This is a genomic window from Peptoclostridium sp., assembly GCF_009881055.1.
In the GTDB taxonomy this organism is placed as follows: Bacteria; Bacillota; Clostridia; order Peptostreptococcales; family Peptostreptococcaceae; genus Peptoclostridium_A.
In genome coordinates this window covers 105,909-119,430 of sequence record NZ_WXFG01000033.1, presented here as the reverse complement: position 1 = coordinate 119,430, position 13,522 = coordinate 105,909, and the positions used below count along the sequence as shown (strand labels likewise).

8 protein-coding genes and 1 other RNA gene are annotated in these 13,522 nt (G+C 43.6%); all 9 read right to left on the bottom strand.

What is annotated here, in order from left to right; all coding sequences use genetic code 11:
* Positions 1–56: 56 nt before the first annotated feature.
* The 9 genes from GT589_RS09970 to GT589_RS09930 all read right to left on the bottom strand — a co-directional run bounded on the left by GT589_RS09970 (position 57) and on the right by GT589_RS09930 (position 13,457).
* Positions 57–2,339, bottom strand: coding sequence for a xanthine dehydrogenase family protein molybdopterin-binding subunit (locus GT589_RS09970; RefSeq protein ID WP_293398534.1), 2,283 nt, complete (start codon positions 2,337–2,339; stop codon positions 57–59).
* A 90-nt stretch (positions 2,340–2,429) separates the two neighbouring features.
* Positions 2,430–3,794 (bottom strand): uracil-xanthine permease family protein, encoded by a 1,365-nt coding sequence (locus GT589_RS09965; RefSeq protein WP_293398533.1) that lies wholly within the window; start codon positions 3,792–3,794, stop codon positions 2,430–2,432.
* Positions 3,795–3,977: 183 nt separating this feature from the next.
* A complete protein-coding gene (locus GT589_RS09960; RefSeq protein WP_293398532.1) occupies positions 3,978–6,194 on the bottom strand; it encodes a beta-propeller domain-containing protein in 2,217 nt (738 codons plus the stop codon).
* 82 nt (positions 6,195–6,276) lie between these two features.
* The gene (locus GT589_RS09955) at positions 6,277–7,086 is read right to left on the bottom strand and encodes a Cof-type HAD-IIB family hydrolase (RefSeq protein ID WP_293398531.1); all 810 of its coding nucleotides are present in this window, start codon (positions 7,084–7,086) and stop codon (positions 6,277–6,279) included.
* Positions 7,087–7,638: 552 nt separating this feature from the next.
* Positions 7,639–7,990, bottom strand: a transfer-messenger RNA (tmRNA) gene (gene ssrA, locus GT589_RS09950).
* A gap of 3 nt (positions 7,991–7,993) precedes the next feature.
* On the bottom strand, positions 7,994–8,455 hold the full coding sequence (smpB, locus tag GT589_RS09945) for an SsrA-binding protein SmpB (RefSeq protein WP_293398530.1): 462 nt from the start codon (positions 8,453–8,455) through the stop codon (positions 7,994–7,996).
* A 218-nt stretch (positions 8,456–8,673) separates the two neighbouring features.
* On the bottom strand, positions 8,674–8,991 hold the full coding sequence (locus GT589_RS09940) for a rhodanese-like domain-containing protein (protein WP_293398529.1): 318 nt from the start codon (positions 8,989–8,991) through the stop codon (positions 8,674–8,676).
* A 186-nt stretch (positions 8,992–9,177) separates the two neighbouring features.
* A complete protein-coding gene (gene rnr / locus GT589_RS09935; RefSeq protein WP_293398528.1) occupies positions 9,178–11,310 on the bottom strand; it encodes a ribonuclease R in 2,133 nt (710 codons plus the stop codon).
* Positions 11,311–11,438: 128 nt separating this feature from the next.
* Positions 11,439–13,457, bottom strand: a complete 2,019-nt coding sequence (locus GT589_RS09930; RefSeq protein ID WP_293398527.1) for a sodium-translocating pyrophosphatase — start codon at positions 13,455–13,457, stop codon at positions 11,439–11,441.
* Between the last annotated feature and the right edge of the window lie 65 nt (positions 13,458–13,522).

Here is a 13,522-nt window from a genome sequence, read left to right as displayed (position 1 = left end):
TAAAATACTAGATTTCATGAATAGATTAAATAGTTTTATAGTCCTAAGGCCTTTTGCTATTTGGCATTGACACCCATAAATATCTTTTCAGTCGTTATAGGCAGGCTTCTTACATTAACTCCACATGCATTAAAAACAGCAGCTGCTATAGCTGGAGGCGGAGTATTTATTACAACCTCTCCAACTGATTTTGCACCGAAAGGCCCTGTAGGCTCGTGACTCTCCTCGAAATCCACCCTTATGCTTGCAATGTCCTCCCTGCAAGGAATTTTGTACTGCATAAAGGAATCCGTAACCATTCTGCCCTTTGAAGTGTATACAACGTCCTCGTACATGGCCATGCCTATACCCTGTGCTATGCCGCCTTCAACCTGTATCCTGGCAAGGTTGGGGTTTATTACGGTGCCGCAGTCTACTACTGCGACGTAATCTATAACATCAAATTTGCCAGTTTCCTTGTCCAGCTCTATCTCAGCAAATCCGGCTATAAAAGGCGGAGGCGATACAGGGCTTCCATATGTTCCGCTGCCTGAAAGCTGCTTCGATACAGTACCTACAAGAAGCGTCTCTGCCAGCTTTTGTATCGAAATTGATTTATCTCCTTTAGTAGAGTATACCTTTTCTCCGTCAAACTCAAACTCATCTTCAACTGCGTCGAGCTTCCTGGCCGCCATTTGCTTCATGTTGGCTATGAGTTCCTCAGCCGCCCTTACAACAGCCATTCCTGTCACATATGTCGTGCTCGAGGCGTATGAGCCCGGATCGTACGGCGATATATCAGTGTCAGAGGCATTGACTACTATGTTGTCAAGCTGCGTATTGAGCGTCTCTGCTGCCATCTGGGCCAGTATCGTATCGCTGCCTGTTCCCATGTCTGTTGAGCCTACATAGAGCGTGTAGCTGCCGTCGTCGTTGAGCTTAATTTCTGCAGATGCAGTATCCACATGGGCGATTCCCGAGCCCTGCATTGTAACGGCCATTCCTACGGCCCTTACCTTGTTTTCTGTTATCTGCCTTGACGGGTATTTTTCATCCCACCCTATCATTTGCTTTCCTTTTTGTATGCACGCATCAAGAGCCGAGCTGGCAAATGTCTTGCCATATGCTATGGTGCTCTCGCCCTCTTTTATTAGGTTCTTAAGCCTGAGCTCAGTCGGATCCATGCCGAGCTTATGAGCCAGCTCATTCACTGCGCATTCCTGCGCGAATGTTCCCTGCGTGGCCCCGTAGCCCCTCAATGCTCCTGCGGGCATCTTGTTGGTATATACTGCATGTCCGTGATATCTTAGAGCAACAGCCTTGTTGTAGAGCGGCAGAGTCTTTTCGCCTGCCACTGCAAACACAGTAGGTGCATGCTCTCCATGTGCGCCTGTGTCAGACAGAGCCTCTATGTCAACGGCTCTAATTGTACCGTCATTCGTTGCTCCCATCCTTACCTTGATCCTCATTGCATGTCTGCTTGTAGTGCAGCTAAAGGTTTCCTGTCTGTCGTACACTATCTTTGAAGGCTTGCCTGTCCTAAGTGTAACAAGCGCATTGAATATTTCGACTGCCGCAGTCTGTTTTGCGCCAAAACCTCCGCCTATTCTCGGCTTAATGACTCTTATCTTGCTTGCCGGAATCTCAAGCGCCCTGGCAACATGCCTTCTTACATGGAATGGTATTTGAGTCGATGATACTATAATCAGCCTTCCCGTATGGTCAAGATAGCAAAAAGACCTGAATGTCTCCATCATGGCTTGAGCCTGCGCCTGAGTGTAATACGTCTGCTCGACAACCACATCGCACTTTGCAATTTCCTCTTCCATGTCGTTCCCAAACTCTGCCTTGTGGTATGTCGCTATGTTCCTGTTCTTGTCGAGGCCTATGTTGAAATTGCAATGCAAATCGTTCTCTGGATGGATTATTGATTTATGGCCTATAGCCTCTTCAAAATCAAGCACCGGCTGGAGCACCTCGTACTCTACTTTTATCAGCCCCAGGGCTTTTTCAGCAGTCTTTTCATCCTTTGCCGCAACTATAGCTACCTCGTCACCGACATACCTCACCATGTCTTCGAGTATTAGCCTGTCATACGGAGACGGCTCCGGATATGACTGTCCGGCCAATGTGAATCTTACATTAGGAACATCCTTGTATGTGAATACGCATTCCACTCCGTCGAGCCCCTGTGCCTTCGAAGTGTCTATATTTTTTATCTTTGCAAAAGCATGAGGACTCCTTAGCAACTTTATCACAAGAGCGTCCTTCATTGCCAAATCGTCAGTATAAACAGGTTTGCCTGTCGAAATGGCCATTCCGTCTATCTTATTGTAACCTTTGCCTACAATCTTTTTCATATTAAAACCTCCGGAAAACCATATTATAGCTGGAATACAAATATGCATTCCCAATATCATAACCCATAATTATATTATAGCTTTATCCAATTAGATTTTACAAATATTATCGTCTTCCTCTTTGCCGGCATTATGTAGCTTTTTGAGCTTCGCATCAGCATCGTCAGGAAGTATTATATTTAGGAATATGGCTATAAAGGTCGCAACAGCTACGCCAGAGCCTTCAAAAAGCATCTTTATCATGTGTGGGAAATGCTTTGTGGCATCCGGAACAAGGCTGAATCCAAGTCCAAGGCCCAGTGAAACGGCAAGTATGGTACCATTTTTGCCTCGAAGAGGCTCTTCAGTAACCTGGTTTATGCCGCTGACCACCATCATGCTGAACATTACAATAGCAGCACCTCCAAGCACGCTAGGCGGCATTACGGCCACAATAGCGCCCAACTTCGGGAAAAAACCTGCCAGAAGAAGGAACATAGCCCCTGTAGCGACGGCAAATCTGTTTATGACCCTTGTCATTGCGATAATGCCCACATTTTGTCCATAGGATGTATTTGGAAGCACGTTGAAAAGCGCTGCAAATGATGTTCCCAAGCCATCAGCTATGACTGCGCCTGACACCTCCCTGTCCGTAGCACATCTTCCTCCGATTCCGCCTGATACGATTCCGCATGTGTTGCCAACTGTTTCTACAGTTGATATCACATTCATCACAAACATCGAAAGCATAGCGTCTATGTGGAATTCCATACCAAACCTTAAAGGAACTGGCATGGAAAACCAGTGAGCATTAGCAACTGCTTCAAAATTAATTTTACCCATTGGAATTGCCACAACATACCCTACTATAAGTGCTATCAGAACAGCCGACATGCTGGTCATGCCTTTTGTAAACTGCTTGAAGTATAGAAGCGTCACAAGCACTACTGCTCCAAGCATGAGATTCTGAATGGAACCGAAATCTTCGGCACCTACTCCGCCTGCAAAATATTTCATGCCTGTGCCTACAAGAGAAAGGCCTATTGCAAGAAGGACAATCCCCGTTACAAGAGGCGGAAAGTATTTTCTTATGTATTTCATGGTGAAGCCTATGAAAACCTGGAATACTCCTCCGGCAAAGACAGCTCCCAGAACACCCGGAAGGCCGTATTTCATGCCTATTGCAATACATACCGGCAGAAAGCCAAAGCTTGTCCCCATTATTATTGGCAGCCTTGCCCCCACGGGTCCTATCGGATAGCACTGCACCAGAGAAACGAGACCTGCTACGAACATTGCGCACTGAATCATGAAGGACTTTTCCTGAACAGAAAGATTCAGAACACCAGCTATTATTATAATCGGAGTTACATTGCCCACAAACATTGCCAGTACATGCTGGAGCCCAAGTGGTATAGCCGTTGCAAGAGGCGGCTTTCCGTCCAGCTGATATATGAGATTTCTTTTATCTTCCAATTTCTTACCTCCACTATTAGTCTTTTCTCAATCATTTTTTTAGCCAAATGCTATTATACCATACCTTAAAGCTATATCGAACATTATTTGTTGCAACCGAAACATCATCTGACATTTTGCGGCAATTCAAACAAAACAAGCCGGACACATCAAATAAAATATTCATGTCCGGCTTGTTAGAATTTATTTGTTCTCTAGGCTGAGGCTGTTTATTATTGACATGTCCTTTATGTCATGCGATTTAATCTGGCTGTTTGATATTGTATAGGCATAGTTCCCTATATATATTATTCTTTTTATGTTCTTGTCACTTTCATACCAGTAGTCTCCAGCCTTTGCGTAATCTTCCTGCGTGAGGTGCGTAGCCCTCCCCCTCAGTATGAATCCTTTTTGAAGGTCGACTGTATAAGCGTACGCTCCCTGGTACGAGAATCTCACTATACCGTCAGATTCCTTGCTCATTACAGTTACAGGAAAAGCCATAAGAGATTTTTCCTTTGAGAACAAAAGCGCCTTGTGGTTGCCAAGAAGCTCCGAATATGTTCCGCTGTCACCTATCACTATCTTGTGCATTTCAATTGGGTTTGCAACATTACTTACATCAATCATTCCTATTTTCATGCCCTTTGTAACTACGCCGCCTTTAGTCACTTCAGTTTCCTTGCCGAATCCTATTATGTGATTTTCATCATAAGGATGCAGGTAGTCGCTAAAACCTGGTATCTTGAGGTATCCAAGCACCCTTGGAGTTTCAGGGATTGCCAAATCGACAACATAGAACGGATCCACCTGCCTGAACGTCACCATGTAGGCTCTGTCTCCCATAAACCTTACCGAGTATATCCTCTCCGTCGGAGCCAGACCTTCGAGTTTCCCAGCTGTATTCATCGAAGAATCCATCACGTATATATTGTTCTTTGAAGTGCCTTCATCGCTCCTCCACAAGTCCCCCGACGTAGTGGCAAGTCTGAAATAACCATTGTATTCATCCATCGAAAATTGGTTGAGCAAAGTTCCCGGCACCGATCCCTTGGCCTTATATTCAAGTCTGGAATCGCCCAAAGCAAATTTGTATGCTTCTGTGTTAACCTTGTATACGGGATAATATATCTCCTTCTCGCCTGTACTCCCTTCGTAGTCATAGCTGAATCTTGTGGCAGCCACATACAGGTTTTCGTTGGAACAGTAGATGTTGTGTCCCGAACCAAGGTAGGCCGATATGTTTGCCTTTTTCTTCATGTCATCAAGGTCTATACCTGCTGTGACAAGATAATTTGAATCAGGGCTGTCAGGGAAATACTTTATTTGATCATATGGAATCTTGACTTCCCCGCCTGCAGCGCTGTCATACGCCGAAGGCCTCAAATCATTTTGTTCGCCTCCTAATATCGTATACATATTCTTGTTGGCTACGATGTAGAGGCTTCCTCCGGTGACTCTTGATGCCACATAATCTCCGTCTATTCGAATATCCCTTATAAGCTTCGGATAAGCCTTATCCGTAATGTCAAATATCCTAACCTTAACCGTATTTGCAGGGCCCGGCCAGATGCTGGACTTTGCATTGTCTTCCATTATCCTGAAATCGTGCGAACTGCCTATTACTACCAGTATGTCTTTGTACAGGTATAGCTCATTCGAGGAGTATGACTCGTCAAGCTTTATCTCGCCAGCAAGAGAAAGCTTTCCCTCCGATGCCTTTACTATTGCCACGCCGCCGTTTCTATACTCGTAGATATAGCTACCATCAGTTTTTACTATGTCCGATTCGTCAACTCCCAAAACCTGAACATTAGTTTCAGAATAAGCTGAGCTTTGCGATTTACTCTCGGCTCCCCCCGAATTGTCCATGGTATCAGCCGACGGCATAACCTCTCTGATATTGCTGTAGCTCTCAGCATATTTTTTCGAATACTCAAGCAGCGAAAGCAGCTTTTCATAGTTCCCCACTGTTGGCAGCTCTTTTGCCTGTGGTACTTGTTTTGCTCCCGTCGTTATGCTTACAACTTGTTTCTGGCTGTCCCATTTCACTTCACTGCCGAAAGCCTCTGAAATGAATCTTACTGGCACCAGTGTCCTTCCGCCGACAATCTTGGGCAGTACGTCCAACTCGACAATCCTGCCATTTACATATGCATATTTGCCGCCTATTTTTACAGTAGCAGAAGAATCCTTGCTGTATGCAGACGCGGTTCTTTGACCTTCGTTCCAATCCACCTTCAGCCCAAGCTCCTCGAACAGTTTTCTGAAGGGAACCATCGTCCTTCCGTTCTCTATTAGCGGCTGAACATCAAATTCAACCTTTTTGTTGTCGATTACAACACTTATTTCCTGTGCGTTTGCCACCCCTGAGAACATAAAAATCACAAGCATTGCGCCAAGCAATAAAGCCCTCTTCATTGACATCACCCCATTCATCATTCTTAGCTCATATAGGACAAACCCACATCAACGTATGCGCCGTCAGAATCATCTGTTGCTTTTACAGATTTTTCTGCGCCCAGCTTACTACATATTCAATAGCATGCTCGTCATTAGTCGGGCATGTATACGGCGCCGCTTCAAGAAGTTTTTTGTAACCGTTGGCCACACAAAAGCCGTAACCTGACATTGTTATCATTTCGTAGTCATTCATATTGTCCCCTACTGCAATCACATTGCTCATGCTCACCCCTACCAAGCCGCACAGTCTTTCCAGTCCTTTACCCTTTGATACTCCGTCCGGAAGAATTTCAAGGTAATTTTTATCGCTCCTTATGAGGTTGCATTCTCCAAATATGACTTTGAATGTCTTTTCCAAACCGTCAAGCTGGTAGTCCTCGCCTATTATCAGGATTTTGGTCCAGCTTCTTTTCCATGCATACGAAGGCACCTCATAATATATCTTATACCCCTTTTGCTCTAATCTACCTGTAAATCTGCACTCCCTGTATATGAATATCATTTCCTCACAGTAAATTTCTATTCCAAGCGACCCTTCCAACTGTGCAAGCCTTATTATCATGTCCTTTATACGGTCCTCAAGAAATGTTTCATAGATAGTCTTCTCTCTTGAAAAATCATATATTTTTGAACCATTGTAAATCACAAATGGCATTTGCAGAGGGAGACTGTGTGAATATCTTTTAACCGAATCCACAGTCCTGCCTGTTGCTATGGTGAACATTCCTCCCAATTCAATGAATCTGTTTATCGCTTTTATGTTCTCTGATGATATAGTTCCCCTGCTGTCTATCAAAGTTCCGTCCATATCCGAAACAAGCATATAGCCTTCCAATTTTTTCTTTTCCATTAAATCCTCCTTGAAATACCCTAAATCTTTATAATCTCTGCTCAGTTTAATTCATATTATTAATTCTAACTCATAGCTTTATACTTCATCAAGCAAATTGCTAAAACACTCAAAGCATATGGATTTTCAGATGTCGCATATATAAAACTTTCTTATTAAACTTTTTTGTTAATAATATGTTTTAAAATCATTTCTCATGGTATAAATAGTATTAGATATCAAGAAATTAAACGGCGTTTAAAGCATTGTTTCAATCCGTGTTCAAATTAATTATTTATTTTATTTTAGAGAGGGGGAAATTGATATGTCGACTTATGATAGCGGTGGTTTTCACTGGGATGATGCCAAAGAAAGAACTACTTCGATGATTTGTGCAGCTCTAGCGGTTCTTGCGATAATTGGAATGTACTTCATGATGAGATAAATCAAAATATAATTTCTGGAATCATATGAGCGGCTGCAGCTAATGCTAAGTAGCCGCTTTTTCAATGCATAAAAAAAGAAAGGTCATCTGACCTTTCTAATATTTAAAGAGATGCAATTGGGATTTATTGGTGGAGATGAGGGGAGTCGAACCCCTGTCCGAAAGTCCTTTACCTAAAGCTTCTACGAGTGTAGTTGCTGCTTTGAATCTCGCCATACCTGTCTCCCAGCAACAGGATATAGGTCTGGCCAGCCCCGATTGTTCCGCTTACTGGTCGAGACATCCCGGCAAGCAGTGCCCCGCTAATTTGACGCCCTAACTTAGCTCGCGGGAGGCTGAGCAGGACGAGCAGCTACTAGGCTGCTAAAGCGTAATTATCGTTTGCGATTATATTTAATCCCCCGATTTTTTAACATGAACCAGAGTAAACATGACTCGCTACTCTAGACTCCAAACCCCCGTCGAAACCATTACATCCCCGGATTATTGGTGCCTGTCTGAAAGCTCCCTTTGCATCCTTCTTTGCGCATCCTTCTTTGCAAGATCTTCTCTCTTGTCGTAGAGCTTCTTGCCTTTCGCCAGTCCTAATTCAACCTTTACTTTTCCGTTAACCAGATAGACCGAGAGTGGTACTAGCGAATACCCTTTTTCTTTTATTGCTCCTATTAGCTTTCTGATTTCATATTTGTGCAGAAGCAGCTTCCTTACTCTTACCGGATCCACATTGAAAATGTTGCCTTGCTCGTAAGGACTTATGTGCACCTGTCTAAGGAAAACCTCGCCACCCTCTACTGATGCATACCCTTCCTTGAGATTTATCCTGCCGGCTCTTATCGATTTTACTTCAGTACCCTTGAGCTCAATTCCACACTCATAGGTTTCTTCTATGAAGTAGTCATGTCTTGCTTTTTTGTTTGTAGCTAATATTTTTTTGCCGCCTGCCATTGATTTCACCTCTTGGATAGAGACACTGTCGTGACTAGTATTACGGATTATTCTTCATATCTGTCTTCATATATGATTATAGCATACTGCAATAAAATAGTCTAATATATTTTCAATATTTTTACATAATAATCGAACATATTTTCGAACAGCAATGCCCTTACATTGTAGAATATTTTACTTATTTAATGTAAGGGCATTTTACTTTAAATGGAATTTTATGCTTCTATTTCATATGGCCAGCTGGATATCCCGCTGGCAAGGTGGTACACATTTGTAAACTCTAGCTTGTCAAGCAGCATAGCTGCCCTTGGGCTTCTTCCGCCCGATGCGCAGTATACAAGCACTGGCTTGTTGGTCTGCGCTTTAAGTTCGCTTGCTTTTTTCGCCATTTCCGGAACAGGCATGTGTACAGCTCCAGGTATGTGTCCGCCCAGGTACTCCCCTCCGGACCTGACATCTATCACTAATATATCTTTTTTTGTATCAAGCAGTTTCTTGGCTTCAGCCGAAGTTACGTTCTTTATAGCACTCATTCCGATTCCCCCGTTTTCGTTATTATACCCCCCACGGGTATAATAAGATTATAGCAGTCATTTACTAATTGCGCAACATTTTTTTTGAATTATATATATGCTTACAGGGAAAAAAAGCTGCAAGCGCCTTTTAGGCCTTGCAGCTTTTTCAGAACAGCAGTCCGTTTCTTAGTTTTTTGCCTGTTGTTATGCTATTGCAAATTCTATTTCCCTAAAATCCATGTTTACACTTTCAACCCTTACATTGATCTTTTCTCCTATTTTGAATATCTTCTTGGTTCGCTCACCCACAACCATGTATTTTTCACTGTCAAATATATAGTAGTCGTCCTCCATTGAGGAAAGTCTCACTAGTCCTTCTACCGTATTATCAAGCTGCACGAAAATCCCGAAGGAAGTGACTCCTGATATAAAACCCGGATATACCTCGCCTATCCTGTGGCTCATGTATTCAGCCTTTTTAAGGTCGTCTACTTCCCTTTCTGCTTCGTCTGCCTCTCTCTCTCTGAGTGATGACTGTTCTGACGATTTGGCTACTATCTCTTTGAGTTCCTCTATCCTGTTTTGCTTTATTCCGCCGTTTAGGAACTCTTTTATTATCCTGTGTATCTGCAAATCAGGGTATCTTCTTATAGGAGAAGTAAAATGGGAATAGTATTTGGCAGCAAGACCAAAGTGCCCGCTGCTGACAGGTGCATATCTTGCCTGCTTTAGCGATCTTAGCATTATCATGCTTATTGCGAGTTCCTCGTCTTTGCCTCTTATTTCATGAACAAGCTCCTGGAGTGCCTTTGGATGCACGCTTTCCAGATCGCCTTTTATATGGTAGCCGTATGCGGCTATGAATCTGTTGAAGTCGTGCATCTTTTCCAGGTCTGGAGTTTCATGTATCCTGTAGACAAATGGTATTGAAAGCCAGTAGAATTCCTCTGCGACAGTTTCATTGCATACGAGCATGAATTCTTCTATTATCCTGTTTGAAATCCTTCTGTCATATTTTCTGACGTCCAAAACGCCGCCCTTTTCATCGAAAACTATCTTCGCTTCGGGGAAGTCAAAGTCAATGGCGCCCCTTTTCTCCCTCTTATTCATGAGTATTCTGGCAAGCTGCTCCATTCTCTTGAAATCCTCAAGCAGATGAGAATACTTTTCTTCAAGCGGCCTTGTGCCTTCTTCGCCCGGCTTTTCCAATATGTCGGATATATCCTCATACACAAGTCTTGCCTGTGACTTTATAACAGACTCGAATATCTCATGCTTTACAACCTTGCCCTCCTTGTCTATCTCCATAGAAACTGAAAGCGTCAGCCTGTCGACGTTGGGATTAAGACTACATACTCCGTTGGAAAGCTTCTGCGGCAGCATAGGTATAACCCTGTCGGCAAAATATACTGAAGTCCCACGTTTTAACGCCTCTCTGTCAATTTTTGAGCTTTCCTTTACATAATGGGAAACATCGGCAATGTGCACGCCAAGCATATGATTCCCATTTGGAAGCAGCTCAACCGATACCGCATCGTCCAGGTCCTTAGCGTCAGCACCGTCTATAGTAATTATTGTTTTCCCTCTGAGGTCTACTCTCTTTGCTATCTCGCTCTGAGCAACTGCCTCATCAATTGACTCGGCTTCTTTCAGCACTTTTTTGGGGAACTCCTCAGGTACGCCGTGCTGCCTTATTATCGAAAGCACCTCAACCTCTGGAATCCCTTTCTTGCCCAGTATCTCTACTATCTCTCCTTCAGGACTTCTACCCCTTTCAGGCCATTTTGTTATCTTGCATACCACCTTGTCTCCATTTTTGGCCTTCATCTCATCGCCCTTTGCCACGTATATGTCCATATTGAACTTTTTCTCGTCCGGCACGACAAAACCGTACTTCGCACTAGCCTCGAAGGTACCAACTATTGTCGAATATCCTCTTTCAATTACCTTGATTATCTCACCCTCGGATCTCTTGCCCTCCGCTGCACATTTGGTTATACGAGCTGTTACCTTGTCTCCATGAAGGGCGCCGTTCAGGCCGTTTGCAGGCACAAAAAGGTCCTCAAGTCCTTCCTCTTCCGATACTATGAACCCGAATCCCCTTTGCGTAACTTCAAGCCTTCCCACAAACAGGTTCATCTTCCGAGGCAAGCCGTACTTTTTCTTTTTAGTCCTGTAAAGATAGCCCTCATTGACCATCTCGTCCAGCTTCTCGTAGAACATTGGCCTTTCAGAATCGTGTATGTCGAATATGTCTGCAAGTTCCCTGGCCGACAACGGAATGTATGCCTCTTCTCTTATGAGTCCCAGCAGCTTGTCTTTCAATATTTTTTCCATTATTTTGTCCTCCTATGAACATCATCGTTCTTTGCTGTGCCTATATCTATATATATTTATTCACATAATTAGCTGCCGCAAAACAAGAAAAGAGCTTCTCAAATAATGAGAAGCTCTTTGAAATTCTGTTATTTGCCAAGCATGTTCACAAGTAGTCCGCCGTACTTAACGAAAAGCGGAGCAAACACTAGCGATACTATTGTCATAAGCTTTATAAGTATGTTTATTGATGGTCCTGATGTGTCCTTGAATGGGTCACCAACTGTGTCTCCAACTACAGCCGCCTTGTGAGGCTCGCTTCCTTTGCCGCCGTGGTGTCCCGATTCGATGTATTTCTTTGCGTTGTCCCATGCGCCGCCTGCGTTGGCCATCATTATAGCCATAAGCACGCCTGAAACTAGAGAGCCTGCAAGAAGTCCGCCAAGAGCGTCTGTTCCAAGAAGCAGACCAGTAGCAAGCGGAGAAGCTACTGCAAGAAGTCCAGGAATCTGCATTTCCTTAAGAGCCGCAGTTGTAGATATGTCAACGCAAGTCGCGTAGTCAGGTTTTCCTGTTCCTTCCATTATGCCAGGTATTTCTTTGAACTGTCTTCTAACTTCTTCTATCATCTGGAATGCAGCTTTACCAACAGCCTCCATAGTTATAGCCGAGAATAGGAATGGAAGCATTCCGCCTATTAGCATACCTACGATAACATATGGGTTTGTAAGGTCTATTCCGCTAAGCTGAGCAGCCTGAGTGTACGATGCGAAAAGAGCAAGAGCTGTAAGAGCCGCAGATCCTATAGCAAAGCCTTTACCTATAGCTGCCGTAGTGTTACCAACTGCGTCAAGTTTGTCTGTTATTGCTCTAACTTCCTTTGGAAGACCGCACATTTCCGCAATACCACCAGCATTGTCCGCTATTGGGCCGTAAGCGTCAACAGCTATAACCATACCTGCAGTCGCAAGCATTCCAACCGCAGCAAGTGCTATACCGTAAAGTCCAGCCACGATGTATGAGCCTAGTATACCTATTGATATTACTATTATAGGCCAAGCTGTCGAAGTCATTCCTACAGCTAGTCCTGATATTATAGTTGTAGCAGGTCCAGTTTCTGACTGCTGAGCTATCTTCTGAACTGACTTATAGTCTCCAGAAGTGTAAACCTCAGTAATCTGTCCTACTATTGTACCTACCACAAGACCTATCACTACAGCCCAGAATCCGCTAAGGTTTCCAAGAAGCTGATTAGAAAGCAGGAATGCTGCTACTACAGTTATTCCTGATGCCACATAAGTACCCATTTTTAGAGCCTTGTGAGGATCTGAGTTCTCGTCACCTTTTACAAAGAATGTTCCTATTATAGAAGCTAGTATTCCAAGTCCTGCAAGCGCAAGAGGGAAAGCTGCTCCGTTTATTCCATATACTATTATACCTAGTGTTATTGCAGATATTATTGAGCCTACATATGATTCGAATAGGTCTGCACCCATACCTGCAACGTCACCAACGTTGTCACCAACGTTGTCAGCTATAACTGCAGGGTTTCTTGGATCGTCTTCAGGTATTCCAGCCTCAACCTTACCAACAAGGTCTGCTCCAACGTCTGCTGCTTTAGTGTATATACCACCGCCAACACGGCCAAAAAGCGCAAGTGACGATGCACCAAGTCCAAAGCCTGTAAGAGTTGTAGCAATTACTGACGGTTCCATACCCATTGCTGAAAATACAACATAAAGTCCGCCAAGTCCCAGTATTCCAAGACCAACAACTGCCATACCCATTACTGCTCCGCCTGAGAATGCTATGCTAAGAGCCTTGTTCATGCCGCCTTCTTTGGCTGCATTAGCAGTTCTTACGTTAGCCTTTGTAGCAACCTTCATTCCAAAGAAGCCTGCAAGAGTCGAGAAGCCCGCTCCTACAAGGAAGCATATAGCTGTAAGCCAGTCTATACCCACTCCAAGGATAAGGAACAGCGCTGCTACAAACACTACAAGTGTCTTGTACTCTCTTGTAAGGAACGCCATTGCTCCTTCTGCTATGTACGAAGATATTTCCTTCATTCTTTCTGTTCCGACTTCAACAGCGTTAATTTTGTTTGCAAGTGTAAATGCGAAAAACAATGCTATAAGTCCGATGATTGGTGCCAATATGAAATAGTTCATTTCCACTATCTCCTCCTTATTTTATTTTTTTATAAATTTTTTAGATGAATCTAAAAATAAACCAT